Source organism: Thioalkalivibrio sp. AKL7 (assembly GCF_000381705.1).
In the GTDB taxonomy this organism is placed as follows: Bacteria; Pseudomonadota; Gammaproteobacteria; order Ectothiorhodospirales; family Ectothiorhodospiraceae; genus Thioalkalivibrio; species Thioalkalivibrio versutus.
Genome location: NZ_KB906960.1, coordinates 1 through 25,451, shown reverse-complemented (window position 1 = coordinate 25,451; position 25,451 = coordinate 1). Strand labels below are relative to the sequence as shown.

General features: G+C 68.6%; 26 protein-coding genes. 17 read left to right on the top strand and 9 right to left on the bottom strand.

The features are described 5' to 3' along the window. Window positions 1-247 precede the first annotated feature (247 nt). Window positions 248-1,093, bottom strand: coding sequence for an SDR family oxidoreductase (locus tag G315_RS0113460; protein WP_018145373.1), 846 nt, complete (start codon window positions 1,091-1,093; stop codon window positions 248-250). Between the two features lie 130 nt (window positions 1,094-1,223). Here G315_RS0113460 and G315_RS0113455 point away from each other — a divergent pair, with 130 nt between their 5' ends. Both G315_RS0113455 and G315_RS0113450 read left to right on the top strand, forming a co-directional pair. Beyond that, complete coding sequence (locus tag G315_RS0113455) at window positions 1,224-1,631, top strand: YchJ family protein (protein WP_018145374.1); 408 nt, start codon at window positions 1,224-1,226, stop codon at window positions 1,629-1,631. Next, window positions 1,628-2,230 (top strand): DNA-J related domain-containing protein, encoded by a 603-nt coding sequence (locus tag G315_RS0113450; RefSeq protein WP_018145375.1) that lies wholly within the window; start codon window positions 1,628-1,630, stop codon window positions 2,228-2,230. The genes G315_RS0113455 and G315_RS0113450 overlap by 4 nt, the downstream gene beginning before the upstream one ends. Before the next feature lie 3 nt (window positions 2,231-2,233). On the opposite strand, the gene G315_RS0113445 is transcribed toward G315_RS0113450, so the two are convergent. The 3 genes from G315_RS0113445 to queG form a co-directional block, all read right to left on the bottom strand. Then, window positions 2,234-3,025, bottom strand: a complete 792-nt coding sequence (locus tag G315_RS0113445) for a ferredoxin--NADP reductase (RefSeq protein ID WP_018145376.1) — start codon at window positions 3,023-3,025, stop codon at window positions 2,234-2,236. Window positions 3,026-3,135: 110 nt separating this feature from the next. Then, window positions 3,136-5,580, bottom strand: coding sequence for an EAL domain-containing protein (locus G315_RS0113440; protein ID WP_019612685.1), 2,445 nt, complete (start codon window positions 5,578-5,580; stop codon window positions 3,136-3,138). A gap of 142 nt (window positions 5,581-5,722) precedes the next feature. Next, complete coding sequence (gene queG / locus G315_RS0113435; protein ID WP_019612684.1) at window positions 5,723-6,892, bottom strand: tRNA epoxyqueuosine(34) reductase QueG; 1,170 nt, start codon at window positions 6,890-6,892, stop codon at window positions 5,723-5,725. Window positions 6,893-6,910: 18 nt separating this feature from the next. On the opposite strand from queG, the gene G315_RS0113430 reads away from it, so the two are divergent. The 8 genes from G315_RS0113430 (at window position 6,911) to G315_RS0113395 (ending at window position 16,619) form a co-directional block, all read left to right on the top strand. Next, the gene (locus G315_RS0113430) at window positions 6,911-8,395 is read left to right on the top strand and encodes an NAD(P)H-hydrate dehydratase (protein ID WP_019612683.1); all 1,485 of its coding nucleotides are present in this window, start codon (window positions 6,911-6,913) and stop codon (window positions 8,393-8,395) included. Then, complete coding sequence (tsaE, locus tag G315_RS0113425) at window positions 8,392-8,877, top strand: tRNA (adenosine(37)-N6)-threonylcarbamoyltransferase complex ATPase subunit type 1 TsaE (RefSeq protein WP_026338880.1); 486 nt, start codon at window positions 8,392-8,394, stop codon at window positions 8,875-8,877. Before G315_RS0113430 ends, tsaE begins: the two co-directional genes overlap by 4 nt. Window positions 8,878-9,068: 191 nt before the next feature. Continuing rightward, the gene (locus G315_RS0113420) at window positions 9,069-10,373 is read left to right on the top strand and encodes an N-acetylmuramoyl-L-alanine amidase (protein ID WP_051069926.1); all 1,305 of its coding nucleotides are present in this window, start codon (window positions 9,069-9,071) and stop codon (window positions 10,371-10,373) included. A 120-nt stretch (window positions 10,374-10,493) separates the two neighbouring features. Continuing rightward, on the top strand, window positions 10,494-12,371 hold the full coding sequence (mutL, locus tag G315_RS0113415; RefSeq protein WP_018145382.1) for a DNA mismatch repair endonuclease MutL: 1,878 nt from the start codon (window positions 10,494-10,496) through the stop codon (window positions 12,369-12,371). Continuing rightward, window positions 12,371-13,339 (top strand): tRNA (adenosine(37)-N6)-dimethylallyltransferase MiaA, encoded by a 969-nt coding sequence (miaA, locus tag G315_RS0113410; RefSeq protein WP_018145383.1) that lies wholly within the window; start codon window positions 12,371-12,373, stop codon window positions 13,337-13,339. Before mutL ends, miaA begins: the two co-directional genes overlap by 1 nt. 128 nt (window positions 13,340-13,467) lie before the next feature. Continuing rightward, window positions 13,468-13,728, top strand: a complete 261-nt coding sequence (gene hfq / locus G315_RS0113405) for an RNA chaperone Hfq (RefSeq protein ID WP_018145384.1) — start codon at window positions 13,468-13,470, stop codon at window positions 13,726-13,728. A 24-nt stretch (window positions 13,729-13,752) separates the two neighbouring features. Further along, window positions 13,753-15,093: a ribosome rescue GTPase HflX gene (gene hflX, locus G315_RS0113400; protein WP_026182089.1), complete on the top strand. Its 1,341-nt coding sequence runs from the start codon at window positions 13,753-13,755 to the stop codon at window positions 15,091-15,093. Window positions 15,094-15,194: 101 nt separating this feature from the next. Continuing rightward, on the top strand, window positions 15,195-16,619 hold the full coding sequence (locus tag G315_RS0113395) for a rhodanese-like domain-containing protein (RefSeq protein ID WP_019612680.1): 1,425 nt from the start codon (window positions 15,195-15,197) through the stop codon (window positions 16,617-16,619). Between the two features lie 95 nt (window positions 16,620-16,714). On the opposite strand, the gene G315_RS0113390 is transcribed toward G315_RS0113395, so the two are convergent. Beyond that, the gene (locus G315_RS0113390) at window positions 16,715-18,295 is read right to left on the bottom strand and encodes a LysM peptidoglycan-binding domain-containing protein (protein WP_019612679.1); all 1,581 of its coding nucleotides are present in this window, start codon (window positions 18,293-18,295) and stop codon (window positions 16,715-16,717) included. On the opposite strand from G315_RS0113390, the gene G315_RS0113385 reads away from it, so the two are divergent. The 3 genes from G315_RS0113385 to dnaQ are packed head-to-tail and all read left to right on the top strand — an operon-like array spanning window position 18,294 to window position 20,231. Next, entirely contained in the window at window positions 18,294-19,055 is a 762-nt protein-coding gene (locus tag G315_RS0113385) for a hypothetical protein (RefSeq protein WP_018145388.1), read from the top strand. The genes G315_RS0113390 and G315_RS0113385 overlap by 2 nt on opposite strands. Continuing rightward, a complete protein-coding gene (rnhA, locus tag G315_RS0113380; RefSeq protein ID WP_018145389.1) occupies window positions 19,048-19,509 on the top strand; it encodes a ribonuclease HI in 462 nt (153 codons plus the stop codon). Before G315_RS0113385 ends, rnhA begins: the two co-directional genes overlap by 8 nt. A gap of 11 nt (window positions 19,510-19,520) precedes the next feature. Continuing rightward, window positions 19,521-20,231, top strand: a complete 711-nt coding sequence (gene dnaQ, locus G315_RS0113375; RefSeq protein WP_019612678.1) for a DNA polymerase III subunit epsilon — start codon at window positions 19,521-19,523, stop codon at window positions 20,229-20,231. Between the two features lie 267 nt (window positions 20,232-20,498). Here dnaQ and G315_RS14850 read toward each other — a convergent pair whose 3' ends face one another. Further along, the gene (locus tag G315_RS14850) at window positions 20,499-20,687 is read right to left on the bottom strand and encodes a hypothetical protein (protein ID WP_155985177.1); all 189 of its coding nucleotides are present in this window, start codon (window positions 20,685-20,687) and stop codon (window positions 20,499-20,501) included. Window positions 20,688-21,187: 500 nt separating this feature from the next. Beyond that, window positions 21,188-21,667: an SsrA-binding protein SmpB gene (gene smpB / locus G315_RS0113370; protein ID WP_018145391.1), complete on the bottom strand. Its 480-nt coding sequence runs from the start codon at window positions 21,665-21,667 to the stop codon at window positions 21,188-21,190. Window positions 21,668-21,865: 198 nt separating this feature from the next. Between smpB and G315_RS0113365 the strand changes: the two genes are divergently transcribed. The 3 genes from G315_RS0113365 to G315_RS0113355 are packed head-to-tail and all read left to right on the top strand — an operon-like array spanning window position 21,866 to window position 24,046. Beyond that, window positions 21,866-23,224 (top strand): sodium-dependent transporter, encoded by a 1,359-nt coding sequence (locus tag G315_RS0113365; protein WP_019612677.1) that lies wholly within the window; start codon window positions 21,866-21,868, stop codon window positions 23,222-23,224. After that, window positions 23,224-23,664: a type II toxin-antitoxin system RatA family toxin gene (locus tag G315_RS0113360; RefSeq protein WP_019612676.1), complete on the top strand. Its 441-nt coding sequence runs from the start codon at window positions 23,224-23,226 to the stop codon at window positions 23,662-23,664. Before G315_RS0113365 ends, G315_RS0113360 begins: the two co-directional genes overlap by 1 nt. A 28-nt stretch (window positions 23,665-23,692) precedes the next feature. Further along, window positions 23,693-24,046 (top strand): RnfH family protein, encoded by a 354-nt coding sequence (locus G315_RS0113355; RefSeq protein WP_018145394.1) that lies wholly within the window; start codon window positions 23,693-23,695, stop codon window positions 24,044-24,046. A gap of 41 nt (window positions 24,047-24,087) precedes the next feature. On the opposite strand, the gene G315_RS0113350 is transcribed toward G315_RS0113355, so the two are convergent. After that, window positions 24,088-24,450, bottom strand: a complete 363-nt coding sequence (locus G315_RS0113350; RefSeq protein WP_018145395.1) for an outer membrane protein assembly factor BamE — start codon at window positions 24,448-24,450, stop codon at window positions 24,088-24,090. Between the two features lie 98 nt (window positions 24,451-24,548). Between G315_RS0113350 and fur the strand changes: the two genes are divergently transcribed. Then, on the top strand, window positions 24,549-24,974 hold the full coding sequence (fur, locus tag G315_RS0113345) for a ferric iron uptake transcriptional regulator (protein WP_018145396.1): 426 nt from the start codon (window positions 24,549-24,551) through the stop codon (window positions 24,972-24,974). A 295-nt stretch (window positions 24,975-25,269) separates the two neighbouring features. Here the strand turns inward: fur and G315_RS14845 are convergent. Continuing rightward, a partial coding sequence (locus tag G315_RS14845) for a hypothetical protein (RefSeq protein WP_081624479.1) occupies window positions 25,270-25,451 on the bottom strand: 182 nt, incomplete at its 5' end.

Genomic DNA, 25,451 nt, shown 5'->3' with positions numbered 1-25,451 from the left:
CTCGGGCCGGGAGAAGGCGCTGGATGTCTGAGCGGAGCCGAAGGCGCAGCGAGTTCAGCGCCGCCGGCCCGAGGGCCCTGGAGCAAGGTTCCCGGGCGGAATCCGGGTGCCCTTCTTTGGGTACTTTCTTGGGCAAGCAAGAAAGTACCTCGCGGTGCGCTCGCGAGAGAGCGCCTGGCAGGCGGCCGGACGAAGGCACCGTAAACACTGAACGATGAACCCGGGCCCGACGCTGCGAGAACCCTGGTCAGGTGGTGGCGATGTGGTCGAGCAGGGCGCGGTAGCCGGTGCGGTAGTCGGGATACTGGAGGCGATAGCCACTGGCGTGCAGGCGCCCGTTGCGGCAGCGCTTGCCGGAGACCACGCCCTCGGGCATCGGCGGTGTGCCGGGCGGGTCAATCTCCATCGCCTGCGCCAGCCAGGCCAGCAGCTCGTGACGCAGGGTGGGCTCGTCATCGACGCCGAGATAAAGCGGCTCGGCGTCGCGCAGGTGGAACAGATGGGTCAGCAGGCCCACGCAGTCATCGCGGTGGATGCGGTTGGTCCAGACCGGCGCTTCGTGCTGACCACGCACGCCCTCGCGCACCTTGCGCAGGTGGTACTCGCGCCCCGGGCCATAGATGCCGCCCAAGCGCACGACCACGCCGGAAAAGGGACTGTCGGCCAGCAACTGCTCGGCTTCCCGCAGGGCGCGCCCGGAGAACCGGGTGGGTTCGGTGGGGCTGGTCTCGTCCACCCAGCGCCCATCGTCGGCGCCGTACACCGAGGTGCTGGAGACGAATACAACGCGGCGCGGCTGCTGGCTGGCCCGTTCCAGGGCGGTCAGGGTGTTGCGCAGGCCGTCGACATAGGCGCGACGATAGGCGGGCTCGGTGAACTCGCCCGGGGTGGCGATGAAATAAACGGTGTCGAGCGCCGGTGGCAGCTCCGGCAGGCCGTCCGCGACGCCGAAGTCGCCGGCCAGGGGCTGGATCGGCTTGGGGATGTGCTCCGGCCGGCGGCGCAGGCCCCAGACGGAGTGTCCGCCGTGGGCAAGTTGCTGGCCAACGGCACCGCCGAGATCGCCGCAGCCCATGATCAGGATGTTGGCCATTGTTCCCTCCGGGATCGTGATTCGCACGCTACCGATTTCGCTGGCGAAAGACCAGTGCCAAAGTGAGGGTTCGACCGTGGGCGATAGCTCGGGCATGCTGGCTGGAACGCAGATGAACGGGAGATGGGGCTTGGGCAAGGCGAGCCGAAAGAAGGTCGATACGTGTGCCTGCGGGTCCGGGCAGGACCGTGCCGCCTGCTGTGGGCCGTATCTGGATGGTACGGCCTCGGCCCCCACGGCGGAGGCGCTGATGCGCTCGCGTTATGCCGCGTTTGTGGAAGGGCGTGAGGGCTATCTGCTGGCGACCTGGGCGGCCGCGACACGCCCGGCATCCATGGAGCTGGCCCCGGAACAGCGCTGGCTGGGGCTCGCGATACGTGCGACCGAGGCGGGTGGGCCGGACGACGAGGCAGGCTGGGTCGAGTTCATTGCCCGGTCACGGGTGCGCGGTCAGGGCGTACGCCTGCACGAGCGCAGTCGTTTTCGCCGCGAAGACGGGCGCTGGGTGTATGTCGACGGGGAGTTTCCGGGCGCATGACAGCCGCTTCGGATGCGGTCGCCTCGCCGGTCCATCCGGCATTGCTGGAACGGGTGCTGGAGTGCCTGCGCATGCAGTCGGACGGGCTGACCGAGCACGCCCTGATCACGCAGTTGCGCGACGCGGGCGTGGAGCCGTTTGCGGGTGCGCGGCTGCAGGAGTCGCTGAGCCTGTTCCAGACGCACTTTGTGCTGTTCCACTGCCTGTACCGGCTGCGCGACACGCTGGCGGGGCAGGGCGAATGGTTGCGCATCCACTGCCTGGATATCGGCATCGAGCCTGGGCGGGGCGGCGCGGTCGGCGGGTTGCCGGCGACGCATGATCCACTGCGGGCCTATTACCTTGACCTGGCGCAGCTGGAAACCATGGATGCGGCGGCGGTGGAGGCGCTTCTGGGTGAGTTCTGGTCGCAGCTGGGGCGTGACCAGCAACGCGAGCAGGCGCTGGAGGTGCTGGAGCTTGCGGATCCGGTGGATGCCGACACGATCCGCCGACAGTACCGCCGGATGGCGCAGCGCCACCACCCGGACCGGGGTGGCGACACGGCCAAACTGCAGCGGATCAACGCGGCCCGCTGGGTCCTGCTGGGCCGGGGCTGAGGTTCAGTCGTCCGAGTCCGACATGGTGGTGACGAACGCCTGTTCCACGGTGAAGGTACCCACGCCCTTGTAGTTGGTCTGGGTCCAGCCGTGTTCGGTGAGCCACTCGCTCATTTCGCGGTTCATCGCCGGGTTGCCGCACAGCATTACGCGGTCGTGTTCCGGATCCGCGGGCGGCAGATCGAGGATCTGGCTCAGCTCGCCGGAGCGGAACATGTCGGCGCCACGCTGGTTGTTGTCGTAGGGCTGCTGCGCGATCGGGCAGGCGAAGTCGTGGTTCTCGCGGGTCACGGTCGGCACGTAGCGCAGGCGGTCGCTGATGCGCGACTCGATCTCCTGGCGGTAGGCCAGTTCCTCGACGGTACGCACGCTGTGCACCAGCACTGCATTGTCGAAGTGCTCGAACAGCTCCGGGCTGCGGATCAGCGAGATGAACGGGGCGAGCCCCGTGCCGGTGGCCAGCATGTACAGGGTGCGACCCGGCTGCACGTAGTCGAAGGTGAGCGAGCCGGTGACCTTGGTGTTGATCCAGATCGAATCACCCGGTCCAGCCTCGGCCAGGCGGCTGGTCAGGGCGCCATCCGGCACGTGGATGCTCAGGAACTCCAGTTCCTCGGCCTCGGGTTCGGAGACGATCGAATACGCACGCGGGATCAGCTTGCCCTCGGGGCGCAGCCCCAGGGTCACGAACTGTCCGTTCTTGAATTCCAGACCCTCCGGGCGCGTGGTGGTGAAGCTGAAGGTCTTGTCCGACCAGCGGCGCGTGGAGGTGATGCGTTGTTCCGAATACGGCATAAGTGCGTGGTTTTCCGATTATTGTTCGGTTCTACGCTAGCAAGTCCTGGTGCCGGGTGCGAAAGCGCCGGCAAAAACCAAGGAAAACACTCGGAAATGGGTACCGCTCGTCAGTGGACGTTGCTGTCGATGGGCGTGAGGTGTTGCTCCAGCGGTGCCGGTTCCGACAGGTAGAAGCCCTGCACGAAGTCCAGGCCGATCTCGCGCAGGCGGTCCATGGTCGCGGCTGATTCGACACACTCGGCGATGGTGCGCAGGCCGAGGACATGACCCACGCGATGAATGGCCGTGACCATGGCCGAGTCCACCGCGTTGTGGGCAATATCGCGCACGAAGCTACCGTCGACCTTGATGAAGTCCACCGGCAGGTTCTTCAAGTACCCGAATGACGACAGACCGCTGCCAAAGTCGTCCAGGGAGAAACGACAGCCCATGTAGCGCAGGGTGCGGATCAGGCTCTGGGCACGTTCGTGGTGGCTGATGGCTGCGGTCTCGGTGATCTCGAAGATGATGCAGCGCGGCGGGATCGCGTAGTGCTGCAGGCGCTCGGTGACGAACTCCAGCATGCTCTCCTGCGCCAGCGACTGGCCCGAGAGGTTGATCGCCAGGGTGGGGTCGCAGTGGGAGGGGTTCTCGCGCGGCGCACGATGCCGGGCGAGCATGGCGAAGGCGTTGTCGATGATGTGGCGGTCGATATCCGGCATCAGGTGGTAGCGCTCCGCGGCCGGGATGAAGCTGCCCGGCGGGATCAGCCGGCCATCCTCGTCGCGCAGGCGCATCAGCACCTCGACATGGGCAAGGTCCGGGTCGACCGGGCCCAGCGGGTGGACGGCCTGGCCGAACAGCGCGAAGCGCCCTTCCTCCAGCGCCGAGCGGATGCGGCCGACCCATTCCATCTCCCCGCGTCGGCGGCGCAGGGCCTGGTCGCTGGGCTGCCAGACGTAGACCTGGTTGCGGCCGTTTTCCTTGGCGGCGTAGCAGGCGGAGTCCGCCTGGCTGAGGATCTCGGGCAGGGTCTGTTCCGGACCGCTGACCGGCACCAGACCGATGCTGACGCCGACATCGAATCGCCGGCCCTCCCATGCGAAGCGCAGGGACTGCACGGTCTCCAGCATCTTCCGGGCAATCGCCTCGGCGCGTTCGGGCGGGCAGTGGCACAGCAGCACGCCGAATTCGTCGCCACCCAGCCGGGCCAGAGTGTCGTTCTCGCGGATCAGGTGCCGCAGGCGCTCGGAGAGTTCCCGCAGGAGCTCGTCGCCGGCCTGGTGACCGCAGGTGTCGTTGATGATCTTGAACTGGTCGAGGTCCATGTAGAACACCGCATGCGGCGTCTCGCCCTCCTCCTGGGTATGCAGGGCCTGGTCCAGCCGCCGCTCGAATTCGCGGCGGTTGCACAGGCCGGTGAGGTCGTCATGGGTCGCCTGATGGTTAAGCTGCTGGGCCATCTGCCACAGCTCGGTGTGGTCGTGCAGCACGACCACCACACCCTGGGCCTCGCGGTTCGGGCGTTGCAGGGGCGAGGCCAGCATGCGCACCACGCGGGTTTCGCCGTCGGCGCGATGCAGTATGCGTTCGGGCGATTCCACGGTACCGCCCAGGTTCAGGCAGTGTTCCACCGGGCGGAGCACGCTGACCCCCGTCCGGGTGTCTTCCAGGTCCAGCAGTTCGTCTACCAGGCGGCCCTGGGCGCTGGTGGCATCCAGCCCCAGCAGTACCTGGGCGGCGGGGTTCAGGTAGGTCAGGCGCCCGTGGGTGTCTGCGGTGATGACCCCGTCGCTGATCGATTGCAGCGTGGTTAGCAGGCGGTCCCGTTCGGCCCCCGTGGCGGCCTCCGCGGCCCGCAGCGAGGTGACGTCCCAGGCCACGCCGAGCACGCCTGGGCGGCTGGATTCCCCATCGGTCAGCGGCATCCATGAGACGCGTAGATGGGTGTCGCCAATACGGACCTCGTCGTCGAAGCTATCACCCCTCAGAGCGCGTTCCACGGCGTCGATCACGTTGGGCTGGTCGGCGTAGACTTCCCGGGCGTCGCGGCCCAGGACATCGCCTGGCTTTAATCCCAGGGTCCGGAGGCCGGCTCCCTCCGATAGCGTGAAGCAGCCTTCAGCATCTAGCGCGAACAGGATCAGCGGGGCATGGCGAATGGTCGCGCCCAGCTGGGTCTCCAGGCTCTTCAGCGCCTGCTCCGACTGACGCTCGCGGGTGATGTCGCGCACGGTCGCGAAGACCTCGAGCTCGCCGTCCGTGCGAATCGCGTTGATGTGCACCTCGGCCGGAAATTCGCCACCGTCACGATGCCGGTAGCGGCTCTCGAAGTGCGCGGGGAGGCGCTGTTCGGGGTTGGAGTGGGCCTGGTCCACGTCGTCCTGAGTGGCCTGCAGGTCCAGCTCGGTGATGTGCACGCCGCCGGTCAGTTCGGCGCTGGTATAGCCCAGCAGTTCGCAGGCAGCGTAGTTGGCCGCGACGATCCCGCCCTTGCGGTCGAGGACCAGATGAGCCTCGGGCGCCTGTTCGAAGATCCGCTGATAGCGCGTGGTGTCCGGGTGATCGGGCATGGCGGCGGGCTGAACCTTTGGTGGCGGGCCGGGCCCCGCGTCGGGGCGTGATTCGGCACCGGAGTGTCGCCGGTTGCGCCGGCACTGGCAACCTTGGGAGGTGCGGATTTGCCTCTTCCGGGGCGGTTTCTGCTTGCCCGGCTTACCCGGGCGCTTGGGTGAGCCGGGACAGGTTTTCCGTGGGCAGGGGCGCGGTGTGCGGAGGGTTGCGCAGTTGTTCGCGCGCCCAGGCGGCGTGTTCGCGCACCAGCTCGGAAGGGTGCTCGGCGCGGGCGGCCAGGGCTGCGTCCGCCTCGGGTGTGGCCGGACCGTTGCCCAGGGCCACAGCGAGGTTGCGTAGCCACTGGGCATGGCCGATTCGGCGAATGGCCATGCCCTCGGTGCGGGCGAGGAAGGTTGTCTCGTCCCAAGCGAACAGCTCGATCAGGCTGGCGCTATCCAGGCCGTGGCGGGCGATGAAGTCGGGCTCCGCCGTGACTTCGGCAAAGCGGTTCCAGGGGCAGACCAGCTGGCAGTCGTCGCAGCCGTAGATGCGGTTGCCGATTAGCGGGCGCAGGTCCTCGGGGATCGCACCCTTCAGTTCGATGGTCAGGTAGGAGATGCAGCGGCGTGCGTCCAGGTCGTACGGCCCGCGGAAGGCCTGCGTGGGGCAGACCTCCAGGCAGGCGGTGCACTGGCCGCAGTGCTCGTCCACGGGTTCATCCAGTGGCAGTGGCAGGTCGGTAAACAACTCCCCGAGGAAGAACCAGGACCCGCTCTCGCGCGCCAGCAGATTGGTGTTCTTGCCAATCCAACCCAGCCCGGCGCGGGCGGCCAGGGCCTTTTCCAGGATTGGCGCGCTATCGGTGAAGGCGCGATAACCGAACGGCCCGACCTCCGCCTCGATCCGGCGCGCCAGGGTGGTCAGGCGCTTGCGCAGCAGCTTGTGGTAGTCGCGGCCCAGGGCATAGCGCGAGACATAGGCGTGATCGCGTTCGGCCAGCTGGATCGCCGGGCGCCGGGTAGCCGGCGGGAAGTAGTCCATGCGCACGCTGATGATGCGCTGCACGCCAGGCACCAGGGCATCCGGGGCGTGGCGCAGGGGGGCGCGGTCGGCCATCCAGTCCATGTCGCCGTGCGAGCCCTGGGCCAGCCAGTCGTCCAGATGCCGGCGATCCGCCTCGGGCACCTCGGCGGGGGCGATGCGCACGGCCTGGAAGCCGAGCTCGCGACCCCAGTCGCGGATGCGTTCGGCAAGCTCGGCAGATTGGCGTGGATCGAGGCGCTGAGGCACGATTTCGGCTTCCGCGACGGAGGTGATGGCGTGAATCATGAACCCGACCCACAAGCATTGACCAGCGCACTGTTCGATAACGCGGGCATGCGGGCCCTGGATGCCGCCGGCCTGGCCCTGCCGGGGATGGCTCCGGGCGAGCTGATGGAGCGTGCCGGGCAGGCCCTGCTGGCGGTGGTGCGCCGCGACTGGCCGCAGGCCCGCCGCATCGGGATCCTGTGCGGGCCCGGCAACAACGGCGGGGACGGCTACGTGCTCGCGCGGCGGGCCGCCGAGGCCGGGCTGGAGGTCCGGGTTCATGGCGGCCCTTCGCGGGCGCGCCCCGAGTCCGATGGTCGTCAGGCCCACCGGCGCTGGCAGGGGGGCGGCGGCGAGGTCCATGCCCTGGAAAGTTTCGACCCGGCGGCCGCGGACCTGTGGGTGGATTGCCTGTTCGGGATCGGCCTGGAGCGGCCGCTGACCGATGCCTACGGCGCGGTGATCGAGTCGCTGAACGCGAGTGGGCGGCCGGTGCTGGCGGCCGATGTGCCCTCGGGCGTGGATATCGATCGCGGCCGGGTCCTGGGGGAGGCGGTCCGGGCCGATCGCACCCTGACCATGATCGCCGACAAGCTGGGCCTGCATACCGGGGCTGCGGTCGACCGGGTTGGCCAGGTGGAGGTGACCCCGCTCGATCTCCCTGCCTCGGTGGCCCATGGCATCGCGCCGGTTGCGCGTCGCGTCGGGCCAGCGGATTGGCGGCAGCGCCTGCCGGCACGGCGCCCGGGGGCGCACAAGGGCGACTGTGGGCATGTGCTGATCGTGGGCGGCGCGCCCGGCTACTCGGGGGCCGCGCGACTGGCGGCGACGGCCGCCCTGCGCGCCGGGGCCGGGCGCGTGACCCTGGCCACGCATCCCGAACACGCGGCCTGGGCGAACCTGGAGCGACCCGAGTTGATGGTGCGTGGCGTGGCGGACGCCAGCGAGTTGCAGGCCCTGATGCGTCGCGTCGATGTCGTCGCGGTGGGACCGGGATTGGGGCAGGACGCCTGGGGTCGTGGCCTGTGGCTGGCGGTGGCGGATGCCGACCTGCCCCGGGTGGTGGATGCCGATGCCCTGAACCTGCTGGCCGAGGCCCCGCGCCGGGGCGAGGACTGGGTGCTGACCCCGCACCCAGGCGAGGCCGCCCGTCTGCAGGGGCAGGACGTGGCCACCGTCGAGGCCGATCGCCCCGGGCAGGTGCGGGCGCTGGCCGCGCGCCTGGGTGGAGTGGTGTTGCTGAAGGGGGCGGGCACGCTGGTCGCCAGTTCGGGGGCGGAGCCGTTGGCCTGTGTGACCGGCGGGCACCCCGGCATGGCCACCGCCGGCAGCGGGGACGTGCTGACCGGCATCATCGCGGCGCTGCGCGGGCAGGGCGCGGATGCGCGCAGCGCCGCGGAGATCGGGGCCGCCTGGCACTGCGCCGCAGCCTGCATCGCGCGTGATCGCCTGGGCGGGGCGCGCGGGATGCTGGCCGGGGATCTGGCCGAAGCCCTGCCGGCCGCGGCCGGGGGTTGGGCATGACGGTAGCAGCGGCCCCTTTGATCCTCCCGCACCTGGAGGCGACCGAGGCGGCCGGGGCCGCGCTGGCGGCGCTCGACGCCCCGCATATCGTGTTCCTGGAGGGTGATTTGGGTGTCGGCAAGACCACCTGGGTTCGGGGTCTGCTGCGCCGGCTCGGGCATGAAGGCGCGGTCCGCAGTCCGACCTACACCCTGGTGGAGCCGTATGCGCTGGCGGGGCGCGAGGTCCTGCACTTCGACCTTTACCGCCTGGGTGATCCCGAAGAACTCGAGTACCTGGGGGTGCGCGAGGCCTTCGGGGGCGATGTCCTGTGGCTGGTGGAGTGGCCGGAGCGCGGTGAGGGCTGGCTGCCGGCGCCGGATCTGGTGGTGCGCCTGGCGCATCGCGAGGGCACAGCCGAAGGCCGGGAGCTGTGGCTGGAGGGGCCGCTGGCGGCGGCCTACCACCGGGTGCTTCGGGATCAGGGGATCGTGACAGGGTGACACGCCGGGGCTGCCCCGGAGTTGGCCCGCCACGCGCACAATGCGCGATATCTCGCTCATAAAGAAAGAAAATTGCTATTGCTTTTCCAGAAAAAGCGTCCACAATGTAGTCAGAACCCCTGATTACAAAGGGAAACGCCGTGGGCCAATCAACATCGCCGGATCTGCGCCGCCGCCAGCTGCTGCGCGCCATGACTGCCCTCGGGCTGGTCGGGATGCCTTTGCCGGCCCTGGCTCGCACGGATGTCCGGCGCGTGCGCATGTCCGTGGATGGCGGAACCACCCGTCTGGTCTTCGACATGGATGGCGAGGCGGAATACTCCATGTTTCACCTGCAGTCTCCCGACCGCCTGGTGGTGGATCTGGAGAACGCGCGGGCCGTGGAAGACCTGACCATCAGTGATAACCCGCGCTCGGCGATCAAGGCCGTGCGCCATGCCGCACGCAATGGCTCCGATCTGCGCGTGGTGTTCGACCTGCGCAAACCGGTGGAGCCGAGCAGTTTCGTGCTGATGCCGGCACAGGGTGCGCCGCACCGCCTGGTCCTGGATCTGACCAGCGGCGAGGCACCCGCCGCGCCGCGCTCGGCGGAGAACAACGGCTCCCGCCGTGGGCGCTCGCAGGAGGACCTGCGCGATGTCGTGGTCGCCATCGATGCCGGCCATGGTGGGCATGATCCGGGTGCCATCGGCCCCGCCGGCACCCGCGAGAAGGACGTGGTCCTGCAGATCTCGAAGCGTCTGGCCGAACGCGTGAACAGCGAGCACGGCATGAAGGCCGTGATGACCCGCAGTGGCGACTATTTCCTGCCCCTGCGCGAGCGCATCGAGCGGGCGCGCAAGGCGGATGCCGATATCTTCGTATCCATCCACGCCGACGCGATCGCCAACCGCAGTGTCCAGGGTTCTTCGGTGTACATGCTGTCCGAGCGCGGGGCCTCCAGCGAGGCGGCGCGGTTCCTGGCCCAGCGCGAGAACCAGGCGGATCTGAGCCTGGGCGGGGTGCCGATCAACGGCAAGGACGATTCCCTGACCAACGTGCTGCTGGATCTGGCCCAGAGCGGGAGTCTGGAGGCCAGCAACACCCTGGCCGAGCGGATGATCGCGGAGCTCCACCGGGTGGGCAAGGTGCGCAAGCCGGAGGTGGAGCGCGCGAACTTTGCGGTCCTGCGCTCGCCGGACGTGCCGTCGGTCCTGGTCGAGGCGGCCTTCATCTCCAATCCCTCCGAGGAGCGCAAGCTGCGCAGCACCACCTTCCAGAACTCGCTGGCGGACGCCCTGCTGACCGGGCTGCGGTCGTACTTCTCCACCCATGCCCGTCCGGGCACGCTGATCGCCGACGGCCAGCCCGACCAGCACATCATCCGCCCGGGCGAGACCCTCTCCGGGATTGCCGATCGCTATCGCCTGTCGCTGGCGGACCTGCGTTCGGCCAACGATGTCCGCGACGACCGCATTTACGCCGGCCAGGTCCTGCGTATCCCCCGCGACTCCTGAGCCCGGCACCTCCGGGCAGCCCGTCACGTCTTGCAGGCGTTGTTCGGCCGCCGGCTAGGCACTCCGGCGCTGCCCCGGTTAGGCTAGGCACCCGGTTCTCGTCTCTCCCAGGTGTCGCGCGTGGCGATCGCAAAGCTCTCCGAACAACTGATCAATCAGATCGCCGCCGGCGAGGTGATCGAGCGTCCGGCCTCGGTGGTCAAGGAGCTGCTGGAGAACGCCCTGGATGCCGGGGCGACGCGGGTGGATGTGCGCCTGGAGCAGGGCGGCGTCCGCCTGATCCAGATCAGCGACAACGGCAGCGGCATCTATCGCGACGAGATGCCGCTGGCCCTTTCGCGCCATGCCACCAGCAAGATCGCCTGCATGGACGACCTCGAGGCGCTGCATACCCTGGGCTTTCGCGGCGAGGCCCTGCCCTCGATCGCCTCCGTCTCGCGGCTGTCGCTGACCTCCATGGTGGCGGACGAGCGCAACGGCTGGCGCCTGACCGGGGACGGCTCCGATGTCTTTCGCGAGGCCGCCCCGGCGTCGCATCCGGTGGGCACGACCGTCGAGGTCCGCGACCTGTTCTTCAACGTCCCGGCGCGGCGCAAGTTCGTGCGTACCGAACGCACCGAGTACAACCACTGCGAGAACGTGATCCGCACCCAGGCGGCTGCCTGCCCCGAGGTCGCCTTCAGCCTGCGCCACAATGACCGCGTCACCCTGGACCTGCCGGCGGCCGACGACCCCGGCGAGCGGGTGCGGGCGCTGCTGGGCGATGCCTTCCTGGAGCATGCGACCCCGGTGGACGAACAGCGCGCCGGGCTGGCGCTGTCCGGCTGGCTGGGCTCGCCGACCCAGTCGCGCGCCCAGCCCGATCAGCAGTTCTTCTTCGTCAACGGCCGCGCGATCCGCGACCGCGTGCTGGCGGCGGCCGTGCGCAAGGCCTATCAGGACGTGCTCTACCACGGGCGGCATCCGATGTTCGTGCTGGACCTGGAACTGGATCCGACCCAGGTGGATGTGAACGCGCATCCGACCAAGCAGGAGGTGCGCTTTCGCGAGTCGCGCATGGTTCACGACTTCATCTTCCATAGCCTGCACAAGGCGCTTGCCGCGTTGCGTCCGGGGGATTCCGGGCATGCCGCGGCGGTACCCGACATGGGTGCGCCGGCCCCCTCCGGTCGCCCCATGCCCATGCCGGCGCAGGCGGATCGCCCGCTGTCCGGGCTGGGTGTGCCGGGTGCGGGCGGTGGGTATGCGCCCCCTCGCGAACCGCGACTTCAGCCGGTCGGGCGCGATCCAGGCTTTGGTGCGGCCTGGGCCGAGTTCCGCGGGACGTCTGCGGTGGCCGAGGCGCGGCCCGCCGCTTATGACACCCCGATGCCATCCGCCACGTCCGGTGCGCCCGCAGCGGACCCGGACGGCATGCCGCCCCTGGGGTTTGCCCTGGGGCAGGTAGCCGAGACCTTCATCCTGGCCGAGAGCCCCCGCGGCCTGATCGTGGTGGACATGCACGCGGCCCACGAGCGCATCACCTATGAACGTCTCAAGCGCGAATGGGAGGGGGCACGGGTGACCTCGCAGCCGCTGCTGGTGCCGGAGACCCTGGACGTTACCCCGGCCGAGGCCGAACTGGCCGAGGAGCGCGCGGACCTGCTTGGGGAGCTCGGCTTCGAGCTCGACCGCGCCGGCCCCGAGACGCTGACTCTGCGCGCGGCGCCCGCGCTGCTGCGCGGCCAGGACACCGCGCAGCTCGTGCGCGATGTCCTGGCGGACCTCGCGGCCGATGGCTACAGCCATCGGGCCGAGGGGGCGATGAACGCGGTACTGGGAACGATCGCCTGCCACGGTTCCGTGCGTTCGGGGCGACGCCTGACCCTGCCCGAGATGAACCAGTTACTGCGCGACATGGAGGCCACCGAACGTTCCGGCCAGTGCAACCACGGGCGCCCGACCTGGGTGGAGCTGGACCACTCGGCGCTGGACCGGCTGTTCCTGCGAGGACGCTGATGGCCGGACTGGATGGGGACCGGCCGCCGGTCATCCTGCTGGCCGGTCCCACCGCGAGCGGCAAGACCGCGCTGTCGCTGGCGCTGGCCGAGGCCCTGGACGCGGAGATCGTCAGCGTGGATTCCGCGCTGGTCTATCGCGGCATGGATATCGGCACCGCCAAGCCGGACGCCGCCGAGCGTGCCCGCGCCCCGCATCACCTGCTGGACATCCGCGACCCGGAGGACACCTTCAACGCCTCCGACTTTGCCCGCGATGCCCGCGCCGCGATCGATGCCATTCATGCCCGCGGCCGGGTCGCCCTGCTGGCGGGCGGCACGCTGCTCTACCTGCGCGCCCTGCTGGACGGCTTCGATCCGATCCCGCCGGTCCCGGATGCGGTCCGCGAGTCCGTGCGTGCCCGTCTGGAACACGAGGGCGCCGTGGCCCTCCATGCCGAGCTGGCCACCGTGGACCCGGAGGCCGCCGCGCGCATCCACCCGAACGACCCGCAACGCATCCTGCGCGCCCTGGAGGTCCATGCGGCCAGTGGCCGGCCGCTGTCGGCCTTCCAGAGCGGGGCGGCCGCAACGGTTCCGCCCGGCTGGGTGTCGCTGGCCCTGTGGCCGGAGGACCGCGAACGTCTGCACACCCGTATCGCCGATCGCTTCGACGCGATGCTGGAGGCCGGTTTCGTCGACGAGCTGATGACCCTGACCCGGCGCCCCGGTCTGACCGCGGAGCATCCCTCGCAGCGGGCGGTGGGGTATCGTCAGGGCTGGCAGTGGCTGGCCGGCGAATGCGACTTTGCGACCTTTCGCGAGCGGGCCATTGCCGCGACTCGCCAGCTCGCAAAACGCCAGCTCACCGGGCTGCGGCGCTTCCCCCTGCATGCCCGGTTGAACGCCGAGGACGCGGATTTGTCGCAGGCTCTGCGGGCAATCCAGGCTGCACGGATGGCGGCCCCCGCAGCGGCGACGTCCGAATAACGCCCGGTGTACGCCTGGAGCGGCGCCGCGAAGCCGGTATGCTACGCTTCAACCTGACCGTGCGGCGGGCCGAACTCGAGCCGCCGGCGCGGGTCGCGAACCAATAATAACGATCAAGGAACGCACCGATGGCCAAAGGGCAAACGTTGCAGGAACCCTTCCTGAATGCGCTGCGTCGGGACCGGATCCCGGTCTCCATCTACCTGGTGAACGGGATCAAGCTGCAGGGGCAGATCGAATCCTTCGACCAGTTCGTGGTGCTGTTGCGCAGTACGGTCTCGCAGATGGTCTACAAGCACGCCATCTCCACGATCGTTCCGGCCCGTCAGGTGAACATGAATCTCGAGGGCGAGGCAGCGGCTTCCGCCTCCGCCGAGGCCGAGTCCTGAACATGAGTGGAGGTCTCCTCCAGCTTGTTTGAGCGTCCGGAGAGTGCCGGCGACGAGCGCGTCGGCAATGGTGCGGTCCTGGTTGCGCTGAATGTTGGGGACAACCCCGATATCGAGGCCCAGGTCCAGGAATTCGACGAGCTCGTGCGCTCCGCCGGGGCCGAGATCATGGCGGTGGTGCGCGGCTCGCGCGACCGGCCGCACCCCAAGCTGTTCGTCGGCGCCGGCAAGGCCGACGAGATCCGCGATGCGGTCGAGGCCTCCGGGGCTGACGTGGTGATCTTCAACCACGCCCTGTCGCCCAGCCAGGAACGCAACCTCGAGGCCCACCTGAAGGCCCGGGTGCTGGATCGCTCCGGCTTGATCCTCGATATCTTCGCCCAGCGCGCCCGCTCCCACGAGGGCAAGCTGCAGGTGGAACTGGCGCAGTTGCGCCATATGTCCACGCGCCTGGTGCGTGGCTGGACCCACCTCGAGCGGCAAAAGGGCGGGATCGGCCTGCGCGGTCCGGGGGAAACCCAGCTGGAGACCGACCGCCGCCTGCTGGCCGGCCGCATCAAGCACATCGAGCGGCGTCTGGAGAAGGTCGAACGCACCCGCGAACAGGGCCGTCAGGCGCGCCTGCGCAACGAGATTCCCACGGTCTCGCTGGTGGGCTACACCAACGCCGGCAAGTCGACCCTGTTCAATCGGCTCACGCATTCTGACGTCTATCAGGCGGATCAGCTGTTCGCGACCCTGGACCCGACTTTGCGGCGCCTGGACCTGGCCCCGCACCAGTCGCTGATCCTGGCCGACACCGTGGGCTTTGTGCGCGACCTGCCGCACGAGCTGGTCGCCGCGTTCAAGGCGACCCTGACCGAGACCCGCGAGGCGGCGCTGCTGCTGCACGTGATCGACGCCGCCGACCCGGAGCGCGAGGCGCGCATCCGCCAGGTCGAGGAGGTCCTCGAGGAGATCGGCGCCGAGGACGTCCCCTGCTGGCGGGTGTACAACAAGATCGACCAGCTGGAGAACCCGGCCGAGGACCCGGACGACCGTTTCGGCATGGCGGACGATGCCTTCTGGCTGTCGGCGCATACCGGCGAGGGTGTGGAGCGCCTGGAGCAGCGCCTGGCCGAGACCTTCACCGAGTCCATGACCCAGGGCTGGTTCGAGATCCCGGCCGCAGCCGGCCGGCTGCGGGCCCGGCTCTACGAGGAGAAGGCCGTGGAGGCCGAGCAGACCACGCCGGATGGCGCAATCCAGCTCCGGCTGCATCTTCCGCAGCGGCGCTTCGAGCAGCTCTTCCGCGAGGCCGGGCTGGATCCCGAAGCGGTGCGCCTGCAGCCGGAAGTACCCGGACCGACCGCCGCCCACCACTGACGACGCGACCTCTCGACGCCCCGCGCCACCAGGAACTTTTGCGCTAATACCTGACCAAATTAGTCAGACATTCATGCAAAAGCCAACGCGAGGAGGTCCGCATGATCCTTGAACGCTTTGTCGATCCCGGCCTGTCCCAGCACTCCTTTGTGGTCGGCTGTCAGGGCAGCGGCGAGATTGCCGTGATCGACCCGCAGCGCGACGTCGATGTGTATCTGGATTACGCCGAGCGCAACGGTTATCGCATCACCCGCGTGATGGACACCCACATCCACGCCGACTTCGCCTCCGGTGCCCGCGAACTGGCGGGCAAGACCGGCGCCCGTCTGCTGTTGTCCGGGCACGATGCGGGCGAGCATTTCCAGGCGCAGTTCCCGCATGACGACTTGTTCGAGGGCGACCGCATCGAGCTTGGCAACGTGCGCATCGAGACCCGCCATGTACCGGGGCATACCCCGGAACACCTGATGTTCGTGGTGTATGACGGCGCCCGGTCCGGCGAGGATCCGATCGCGATTATCACCGGCGATTTCCTGTTCGTGGGCTCGCTGGGCCGGCCCGACCTGCTCGGCGAGGAGGCCAAACAGGCCCTGGCGCGGCAGATGTTCCACAGCGTGCGCGAGAAGCTGGCAGATCTGCCGGACGGGGTCGAGGTGCATCCCGGGCACGGTGCCGGTTCCGCCTGTGGCGCCGGCATGGCCGGGCGGCCGGTCTCCACGCTCGGTTACGAGCGCCGGACCAACCCGTACCTCGACCCGTCGCTGGACGAGGATGCCTTCGTGCACCAGTTGCTGCACGGACTGCCGCCGATCCCGGATTTCTATCCGCGCAACAAGCGGATCAACTCCGAGGGGCCGAAGGCAGTGATCCCGTTGCCCGGCATGACCGCCCTGGACCCGGCCGACGTGTCGCGGCGGGCCGCCGCAGGTGAGGTGACGGTGATCGACCTGCGCGACCCGCTGGCCTTCGGCGGCGGCCATATCCCCGGGTCGCTGGGGATTGGCATCGACGGTGGCTTTGCCACCTGGGCCGGCTGGGTGACGCCGGATGACACCCCGATCGTTCTGGTCGATCGCAGCGGTGACCCGGCGGTGATCGAGCAGGCGGTCCGCTACCTGGTGCGCACGGGTCGTGACTATATCGAAGGGTATGTCCGTGGCGGCATGGCGGCCTATGCCGGTGCCGGCCTGCCGCTGGCCACCCTGGCGCAGCTGGATGCCCCGGCGGCGCAGACTGCGGTCGCCGACGGTCGCGTGCGCCTGGTGGATGTGCGAGCCGTCTCCGAGTTCGAGGCCGGGCATGCCGAGGCCGCGGTCCACCGGCCGGTGGCCGATACCCGCACGGGTGTCCCCGGGGTCGACAAGGCCGAACCGGTCGCCGTGGTCTGCGGCAGTGGCTATCGTTCCACCGTGGCGGGTTCCATCCTCCAGCGCCTGGGCTACCACGAGGTGTACAACGTGGTGGGCGGCATGCAGGCCTGGGACCGTGTGATCGACACGGGCGAGGGGGACCGGCGCGCCGCCTGATGCGCGTCACCGGGTGGGTGGCATGAGCCGCCCGCCTTCCCACGAAAGAGGCCCCGGGTGGAACCGGGGCCTCTTTCGTGGTCGCGTGCCGCGCGTCAGGCGTCGCCGTGGGCGATCGTCTCCCGCTCGGCGCTGGCCAGGTACAGGGTCAAGGTCTCTCCGGCTCGGATGCCGTCGCCGTTCAGCCCGTTCCAGCGCCGCAGGTCGCCGATGCTGACCTGGTGGCGGCGAGCGATGGTCGAGAGCGAGTCGCCGGGGCGGACCTCGTACTCGACGCGCTGGCCGTCGGGCCCACGGTCGGGATCGGCGCGCACCACCTTCAGGGTGTCGCCCGGGCGGAGGATCGCGTCCGGGTCCAGGTCGTTGGCGGCGCGCAGGGCGCCGATGGACATGCCGGTGCGCTGGCTGATGTGCCACAGGCTGTCGCCAGCCTGCACCTGATAGTCCTCCGCTAACTGGCCGTTGTCGCCGGCCACCTGCAGCGGAGCCTCTTCGCTCGGGGCGGAGGCCGGCAGGCGCAGGGTCTGACCGGCGCGGATCATGTCGTCGTCGAGGTTGTTCATGTCGCGCAGCACGGCGACGCGGGTGCCGGCGCGCTGGGCAATCTGGCCGAGGTTGTCGCCCGAGCGCACGGTGTATTCGCGGAACCGGAGCAGCGGTTCATCGTTGCGGGTCTCCAGTGCCGCCTCGAGGGTGGGCAGCGCCTCGCGCGGGACGAACAGGTGCTGGGCGCCGCCGGGGTGGGTGGCATGGCGGTGGTAGCCGGGGTTGAGCTGTTTGAGGGTCTCGGTATCCAGCTCGGCGAGCTCCGCGATTAGCGAGAAGTCCGCCTGCTGGCCGGGTTCGATCATCTCCAGCGCCGGTTCGTTGGCGATGGGCGCGATGGCGATGTTGTGGGCATCGGGGTCCAGGAACAGGTGGCGCAGGGCCAGCAGTCGCGGGATGTACGCGGTCGGCTCGGACGGCAGGTCCAGGCTCCAGTAGTCAGTGGGCTCGCCGCGGGCGGCATTGCGGTCGATCGCGCGCTGGATGTTGCCCTGGCCGTAGTTATAAGCGGCCAGGGCCAGGTACCAGTCGTCGAAGCGTCGATGCAGCGCCTGGAGGTAGTCCAGCGCGGCGAGGGTGGATTTGTAGACGTCGCGGCGGCCGTCGTACCAGTGATCGCGCGACAGATCGAAATAGTCGCCGGTGGCCGGCATGAACTGCCAGATTCCCGCCGCGCGGCTGCGCGAGGTCGCCTGGGCGATGAAGCCGCTCTCCACGATCGGCAGCAGCAGGAGCTCGGCGGGCATGTCGCGCGCCTCGATCTCCGACAGGATGAAGTAGGCGAACGGCTCCGCGCGCCGGGTGCTGTACTCGATGATCCGTGGATGGTCACGGTAGTGCCTGATATAGCGACCCACGCGCTCGTGGTCCAGCGCGTCGTTGAAGCCGAAGCCCAGGCGCGCGCGCTCCCACAGGTCATCGGTCTCGGCGGCACGTTGCGCGGCGTCGCGCTGCTGGCGTTCCATCGCGGCCTGCACGTCCTCGGTCGTGCGCGGTTCCACGATGGGCCGATCCGCCGCCGAGGTGTCCAGCGTGCGCTCGGAGTCGTGTAGGCTACAGGCAGAGGCGAAGATCGCCGTCAAGCCGAAAATCAGGGCGGTGGTCAGTCGTGTGCGGAGGCGTGGTGTCATGGCGCTGGAGGATAAACCAGAGATGGGGGATCACCAAGACCCATTCCTGACTTGGTTGGCGCACTGGTATGCCCAGCCGCAGGGGCGGAGGGTCCGCGAGCGCTTTCTGGAACGCATTCGGCGCTATGGCGATCCGGGCCCCGGGGGGCTGGCGGTGGAGCTGGCGCCGGTGCCGATCCTGGAGGACAGCGATGCCCTGCAGGCCCCGCTGATCCGGATCGCCTCGGCGCGCCCGGCACTGCGCATGGACCCCGAGGCCTGGCCGCTGGAGTCCGCCTGTGCCGGGCGCATCGTGCTCGCCCATCCCTGCGCCCAGAGCGAGCAACCGGCGGCGGTGGTGGCCGAGGCAGCCCGGGTGCTGGAGCCCGAGGGACGGGTGTTTCTGCTGGAAGGCAACCGCCTGCAGCGCGGTGGGCGCAACGGGGTGCGCGCCTCGCCGTTGCCCGAAGGCCTGCGGCGGCGCCAATATCGCGAGTTACTGGAGGCGGCGGATCTCGAGGTGCTGGATCAGTGGAGCCTCAGCCTGCTCCCACCGGGGCTGCCCGCCGCCTGGCAGAAACGCCTGGCCACCATGGATGCCTGGACCCTGCGCGGCCTGCCGCCGCTGGCCAGCATGATCCTGACCGTGGCCCACAAGCGGGTGAACATGCCCCTGCGTCCGGAGCCGCGTTTCCGCTTCGCCATGCCCAACCCCGCGATGCGTCCGGGGCTGGTATCCTCGCGCTCCTCTCATTCTGGAGCCCGCCGAACGCATGGCTGACGAACGTGTGTACATCTATACCGACGGGGCCTGCCGTGGAAACCCCGGGCCGGGCGGCTGGGGTGCGATCCTGCGCTTCGACGGGCGCGAGCGCGAGCTCTACGGGGCCGAGGCCGAGACCACCAATAACCGCATGGAGATGACCGCGGCCATCCGCGCGCTGGAGACCCTGAAGCGCCCCTGCAAGGTGGAGCTGGTCACGGATTCCAAGTACGTGAAGCAGGGCGTGACCGAGTGGATGCCCGGCTGGAAGCGGCGCAACTGGAAGTCCGCCAGCGGCTCCCCGGTGAAAAACCGTGATCTCTGGGAGGAGCTGGATGCACAGGCCCAGCGCCACGACATCGAGTGGTACTGGGTACGGGGCCACAGCGGTCACCCGGAGAACGAGCGCGCCGACGAACTGGCCAATGCGGGCATTGATGCCCTGCTGGCCGGCGAACCGATCGAGAACTGAAGGAAACCACGATGCGCCAAATCGTGCTGGATACCGAGACCACGGGCCTGGACCCCTCCGACGGCCACCGCATTATCGAGATCGGCTGCCTGGAGCTGGACAACCGCCGCCCCACCGGGCGCAAGCTGCACGAGTTTCTGCAACCGGATCGCGAGATCGACGCCGGCGCGATCGCGGTGCACGGGATTACCAACGAGTTTCTGGCCGACAAGCCTCGGTTTGCCGATGTCGTCGATGACTTTGTCGACTTCATCCGTGGGGCCGAACTGATCATTCACAACGCGCCCTTCGATGTCGGCTTCATCAACAACGAGCTGCGCCTGTTGGGCGATGTGGCGCCGGCGTCCGAGGTGGCCGAGGTCAGCACCGTGCTGGATTCGCTGGTGATGGCGCGGCGCATGCACCCGGGGGCGCGCAATTCCCTGGATGCCCTGTGCAAGCGCTACGAGGTGGACGGCTCCGGGCGCACCCTGCACGGGGCGCTGCTCGATGCCGAGCTGCTCGCGGATGTCTATCTGGCGATGACCGGCGGGCAGGTGGCGCTCACCCTGGATTCCGGAGGCGACGGCGATGCCGCGGCCGGCCCGGTCAAGGCGCAGCGCTCGGGCAAGCCGCTGCCGGTGATCGAGCCGACGCCCGAGGAGCAGGCGGCGCACGAGGTGCTGCTGCAGACCTTGGACGAGGCGGCCGGCGGCACCTGCCGCTGGCGCGCCAACGCCTGATCCTGGCGCCCGACGCAGGCTCCGCGCCTGCAGTCTAGGCACGTTCGTCCAATCGCCTCCCGGGAGAGGCTGGCTCTGGGTCGTCCTCCGGTGTTTACGGGGGCTTCGGTCCGCCGCCTGCCACGCGCTGACTCGCCAGCGCGCCGCGAGGTACTTTCTTGCTTGCCCAAGAAAGTACCCAAAGAAGGGCACCCGGATTCTGCCCGGGAACCTTGCTCCAGGGCCCTCGGGCCGGCGGCGCTGAACTCGCTGCGCCTGCGGCTCCGCTCAGACATCCAGCGCTTTCTCCTGGCCCATCACGCCCTCCGCGAGGGGCTCCATACGGGAGGAGAAGGTCAAAACAGGCGGTATCCAGACACCAGCAGCCAGCCCGCACCCCGCAGGGTGCGGATGAGCGCAGCGAAACGCACCGTTCCCCACGCCGCGCGAAACCCTGATGCGATTCGCTGCGCTCATCACATCCTACGCTCCCCCGGCGCCCGCTCCGCGGGCGCGGCACGCTATGGCCAAAGGCCGAGCGTGCCGAAGATGCTCGAAGACCTAGCCATCATCCACCGGCAGGAACGCTGGGATAGCCGTTGTCTTGACCTTCCTCCCCGTTGTCGTCGCGCCGAGTGGAGAGGCTTTTCGCGGGACGATTCTAAATAGACACGGGGCGCTGGATGTCTGAGCGAAGCGCAGCGTAACGAGTTCAGCGCCGCCCGCGAAAAGCCTCGGGCCGGGGTCGCGGCAGTCGGGCGTGTTTCTTGGGTACTTCTTTGCACGAGCAAAGAAGTACCTCGCGGTGCGCTCGCGAGTGAGCGCGTGGCAGGCGGCCGGACGAAGGCACCGTAAACACCAGAGGACGAACCCGGGCCAGCCCCCTGGCAGATGGCAGGAAGAGGGCACTGCACACATCCCGGGATGAGGGGGCGGGTCCGGCGCGAGCCGGAATGGGGATGGTGGGCGGGGCGGCGTTAGCCGTGCTTCAGGATTCGCGCCCGCTCGCGTTCCCAGTCCTTGTCCTTCTTGTCGGCGCGCTTGTCGTATTCCTTCTTGCCCTTGGCCAGGCCGATCTCGAGCTTGGCTCGCCCGCGCTTCCAGTACAGAGCCATGGGCACCAGGGTGTAGCCCTTGCGCTCCACCGCGCCGACCAGGCGGTTGATCTCCGCGCGATGCAGCAGCAGCTTGCGCGTGCGGCTGGGATCCGGCTTGATATGGGTGGAGGCGGTCGGCAACGGGGTGATGTGGGCCCCGAACAGGAAGGCCTCGCCGTTGCGCAGCAGCACGTAGGCCTCGCTCAGCTGCGCGCGGCCCGCGCGCATCGACTTGACCTCCCAGCCCTCGAGCTCCATCCCCGCCTCCAGGCGGTCCTCGATGAAGAATTCGTGACGCGCCTTGCGGTTGAGGGCGATGGTGCTGGACGGTTCCTTGGCTTGTTTCTTGTTCTTTCCCATAACCCGAGCAGTGTACTGCAGGCGGGCGGCCGAAGCAGTCCGAATGTCCGGGCGCGCGGGGTGAAAGTTGAGCCGGGCGACCCGCTGCCCCACAATTCCGGCGGACCCGGCGATGCGCTTGCGCGACCGGCCCTGGCCGCTGCCGGGGGCGGCGGCCCGCGGGAGCGCCCCCCGTCTCCGTTCAACAAGGAGCCACCGATGCCAGCCACGACCTCGATCCACGGGCAATGGACGACCCGTCTGGCCTTTATTCTCGCGGCCACGGGTTCGGCCGTTGGCCTGGGCAACATCTGGCGTTTCCCCTATATCGCCGGTGAGAACGGGGGGGGCGCCTTCGTGCTGGTTTATCTCGGCTGCATCCTGTTGATCGGCCTGCCGGTGATGATGGCGGAGATCCTGCTGGGCCGGCGCGGGCGGCAGAGCCCGATCAATACCATGTCGGCCCTGGCGCGCGAGGAGGGCCTGACGCGCGCGTGGGGCATGATCGGCTGGATCGGGGTGCTGGCCGGTTTCCTGATCCTGTCGTTTTACAGCGTGGTCGCCGGCTGGTCGCTGTCGTACGTCTTCAAGTCGGGGACCGGCGGCTTTCTCGGGCTGGATGCAGATGGCTCGGAGTCGATGTTCGGCAACATGCTGGCGGACCCGGAGGCCCTGCTGGCCTGGCACACGATCTTCATGGTGATGACGGCGATGGTGGTCGCGCGCGGGGTGCAGTCCGGCCTGGAGAAGGCGGTGACCATTCTGATGCCGCTGCTGTTCGTGATGCTGGTGGTGATGGTCGGCTATGCGATGGTCGAGGGGCAGTTCCTCGCCGGACTGGAGTTCCTGCTGTATCCGGACTTCTCCGCGCTGTCCGCCAACGCGGTTCTGCTGGCGATGGGCCAGGCCTTCTTTACGCTCAGCCTGGGCATGGGCGCGATCATGATCTACGGCAGCTATCTGCAGAGCGATGCGTCCATCGCGCGCACCTCCGCGGCGGTGGTCGGGGCGGACACCCTGGTCGCGATCATGGCCGGGCTGGCGATCTTCCCCATCGTGCTCGGGGCCGGGCTGTCGGCCGAGCAGGGGCCGGGGCTGATCTTTGTGACCCTGCCGCTGGCCTTTGCCGACATGCCGGGCGGGCTGTATTTCGGCACCATGTTCTTCGTGTTGCTGGTGTTTGCGGCCTGGACCTCGGCGATCTCCATCATCGAGCCGGCGGTCGCCTTCCTGGTCGAGAACCTGGGGCTGACCCGGGTGATGGCGACCGCGATGATCGCCATCGGGGCCTGGTTCCTCGGCATCGGCGCATTGCTGTCGCTGAACGTCTGGTCCGACTACACCCTATTCGACATGGGCATCCTGGACCTGCTGGATTACGTGACGGCCAACATCCTGCTGCCGCTGGGTGGGTTCCTGATCGCGATCTTCGTGGGCTGGCGCATGACCGAGCGCTCGGTGCAGTCCGAGCTGCGCCTCAAGCACCCGGTCCTGTACCAGGTCTGGTACTTTCTGGTGCGTTTCGTCGCGCCGGTCGCGATCCTGTTTGTGTTCCTGCGCGCCGTGGAGTTGATCTGATGGCCTCGAAGATTCGCCGCTACGCGGACGTGCCCTACAGCCGTGAACAGATGTTCAATCTGGTGAATGACGTAGACGCCTATCCGCAGTTCCTGCCCGGTTGCCGCAGTGCCTCCGCGCGCCCGCGTGGCGAGCACGAGGTGGAGGGCACGATCGAGCTGGCCAAGGGGGCGCTGCACAAGTCGTTCACCACCCGGAACACGCTCAAGCGCCCGGAAAGCATCGACATGCGCCTGGTCTCCGGGCCGTTCCGGCGCCTGCACGGGACCTGGAGCTTTACCGAGGCGGAGGGCGGCAAGACCCGCATCGCCCTGGAGCTGGAGTTCGAGTTTGCCAACCGGCTCATGGCCTTTGCGATTGGCCCGGTGTTCACTCAGATTGCCAATTCGCTGGTGGATGCCTTTGTCCAGCGCGCGCGCGAGGTCCACGGTGACGGATAGCCACGCGGCACCGGCTGCAGAGGGCGGCATGATCCGGGTGGAGATTGCCTACGCGCGGCCCGACCGGCAGGTGATCCTGCCGCTGGTGGTGCCGGAGGGCACGACGGTCGATACCGCGCTGCGCCAGTCGGAGATTGAACTGCAGTTCCCCGAGATCGATCTGGACAACGCCAAGGTCGGGATCTTCGGCAAGATCACCCGTAGGGACACCGTGCTGCGCCCACGCGACCGCATCGAGGTTTATCGCCCGCTGATCGCGGACCCGAAGGAGGTGCGGCGCCAGCGTGCCGACAAGGGGCGCAAGAAGAAGCCGGGCAAGGGTGACGCCGGCGCCGCCGACGACAAGCCGAAGGAGGCGCCGGCCGACAACGCGAAGGAGTAGCAGGGGCTTGCGGCGGCGAAATATGCCGCCGCGCGCGGGTGTCAGTCGTTGTCTCTGTCGACCGGATGCTCGTCCAGCGCTACCGGCTGCGGGATGTCGGCATCCACATGGCTGACGACGCCGTTGTCGAAATGCACGGTGACGCGCTGGCGCTCGGTGGAGCCGAAGCCTGGGCGGCGATAGTAGACGTAGTCCCAGCGGTCATCGGCCCGGAAGGCGGGCTCCAGCTGGGGCGATCCCATCAGGAAGCGGACCTGCTGCGGGGTCATGCCGGGCTGGATCTGGGCCACCTGTACGGGGTCGATCACATTGCCCTGCTGGACATCCAGACGGAACTGGTTGAGGCCACCGCAGGCGCTCAGCAGGCTTGCGGCCACGGCGATAGAAATGAGAATCTTGATCATCTGAGCGGGCGGTCCTCGGCGTCTGGTGGGCCGTGAACGCGCATGGTACACCAAAGCGTCCCGCCTCTCTCAAGCGGACGGGACCGGGAAAACGGGCAATGGAAACGAGTAATCTCAAGAAGGCCGGGCTCAAGGTCACGCTGCCGCGGATGAAGATCCTCGAGATCCTCGAGAACTCGGAAACCCGTCACCTGACGGCCGAGGCGATCTATCGCGAGCTGCTCGATTCCGGCGAGGAAATCGGTCTGGCCACGGTGTATCGCGTGCTGACGCAGTTCGAGGCGGCCGGGCTGGTCTGCCGCCTGCACCTGGAGGGCAACCAGGCGGTATTCGAGCTGGAGCGGGGCGGGCACCATGACCATATCGTCTGCAACCAGTGCGGGCGGGTCGAGGAGTTCTTCGACGAGACCATCGAACGGCGCCAGCGCGAGGTGGCGCAGCACCACGGCTTTGCCATCAAGGACCACGCCCTGGTCCTGTACGGCGACTGCACCGACAGCGCCTGCCCCCACCGCCCGGCCTGACCTCGCGCCTCTCGTAGTCTTTTCCCAGCCGCACCGACGCGACACACACGGCGTGTGATACGGGCTCGCTCTCGGGCCTTTTCTCGCGCAGTTGTGGCTGGCTGTGGTTCGTTGTCCGGTGTTTACGGTGGCTTCGGCCCGCTTACTGCCAAGCGCTGACTCGCCAGCGCGCCGCGAGGTCCTTTCTTGCTTGCCCAAGAAAGGACCCAAAGAAGGGCACCCGGATTTCGCCCGGGAACCTCGCTCCGGACGCGCTGGGCCGGCGGCGCTGAACTCGCTGCGCCTGCGGCTTCGCTCAGACATCCAGCGCCTTCTCCCGGCCCATCACGCCCTCCACGAGGGGCTCCATACGGGAGGGGAAGGTCAAAACAAGCGGTATCCCGTAGGGTGCGGTTGAGCGTAGCGAAACGCACCATGCCCCACGTCGTGCGAAACCCTGATGCGATTCGCTGCGCTCATCACATCCTACGCCCCCCG

Bases quoted from the DNA above. Each gene is read 5' to 3' on its own strand.
- G315_RS0113460 (WP_018145373.1), bottom strand. From the start codon at position 1,093: ATGGCCAACATCCTGATCATGGGCTGCGGCGATCTCGGCGGTGCCGTT.
- G315_RS0113450 (WP_018145375.1), top strand. From the start codon at position 1,628: ATGACAGCCGCTTCGGATGCGGTCGCCTCGCCGGTCCATCCGGCATTG.
- G315_RS0113445 (WP_018145376.1), bottom strand. From the start codon at position 3,025: ATGCCGTATTCGGAACAACGCATCACCTCCACGCGCCGCTGGTCGGAC.
- G315_RS0113440 (WP_019612685.1), bottom strand. From the start codon at position 5,580: ATGCCCGATCACCCGGACACCACGCGCTATCAGCGGATCTTCGAACAG.
- queG (WP_019612684.1), bottom strand. From the start codon at position 6,892: ATGATTCACGCCATCACCTCCGTCGCGGAAGCCGAAATCGTGCCTCAG.
- tsaE (WP_026338880.1), top strand. From the start codon at position 8,392: ATGACGGTAGCAGCGGCCCCTTTGATCCTCCCGCACCTGGAGGCGACC.
- G315_RS0113420 (WP_051069926.1), top strand. From the start codon at position 9,069: ATGACTGCCCTCGGGCTGGTCGGGATGCCTTTGCCGGCCCTGGCTCGC.
- miaA (WP_018145383.1), top strand. From the start codon at position 12,371: ATGGCCGGACTGGATGGGGACCGGCCGCCGGTCATCCTGCTGGCCGGT.
- hfq (WP_018145384.1), top strand. From the start codon at position 13,468: ATGGCCAAAGGGCAAACGTTGCAGGAACCCTTCCTGAATGCGCTGCGT.
- G315_RS0113395 (WP_019612680.1), top strand. From the start codon at position 15,195: ATGATCCTTGAACGCTTTGTCGATCCCGGCCTGTCCCAGCACTCCTTT.
- G315_RS0113385 (WP_018145388.1), top strand. From the start codon at position 18,294: ATGGCGCTGGAGGATAAACCAGAGATGGGGGATCACCAAGACCCATTC.
- G315_RS0113390 (WP_019612679.1), bottom strand. From the start codon at position 18,295: ATGACACCACGCCTCCGCACACGACTGACCACCGCCCTGATTTTCGGC.
- rnhA (WP_018145389.1), top strand. From the start codon at position 19,048: ATGGCTGACGAACGTGTGTACATCTATACCGACGGGGCCTGCCGTGGA.
- dnaQ (WP_019612678.1), top strand. From the start codon at position 19,521: ATGCGCCAAATCGTGCTGGATACCGAGACCACGGGCCTGGACCCCTCC.
- G315_RS14850 (WP_155985177.1), bottom strand. From the start codon at position 20,687: ATGAGCGCAGCGAATCGCATCAGGGTTTCGCGCGGCGTGGGGAACGGT.
- smpB (WP_018145391.1), bottom strand. From the start codon at position 21,667: ATGGGAAAGAACAAGAAACAAGCCAAGGAACCGTCCAGCACCATCGCC.
- G315_RS0113365 (WP_019612677.1), top strand. From the start codon at position 21,866: ATGCCAGCCACGACCTCGATCCACGGGCAATGGACGACCCGTCTGGCC.
- G315_RS0113360 (WP_019612676.1), top strand. From the start codon at position 23,224: ATGGCCTCGAAGATTCGCCGCTACGCGGACGTGCCCTACAGCCGTGAA.
- G315_RS0113355 (WP_018145394.1), top strand. From the start codon at position 23,693: ATGATCCGGGTGGAGATTGCCTACGCGCGGCCCGACCGGCAGGTGATC.
- G315_RS0113350 (WP_018145395.1), bottom strand. From the start codon at position 24,450: ATGATCAAGATTCTCATTTCTATCGCCGTGGCCGCAAGCCTGCTGAGC.
- fur (WP_018145396.1), top strand. From the start codon at position 24,549: ATGGAAACGAGTAATCTCAAGAAGGCCGGGCTCAAGGTCACGCTGCCG.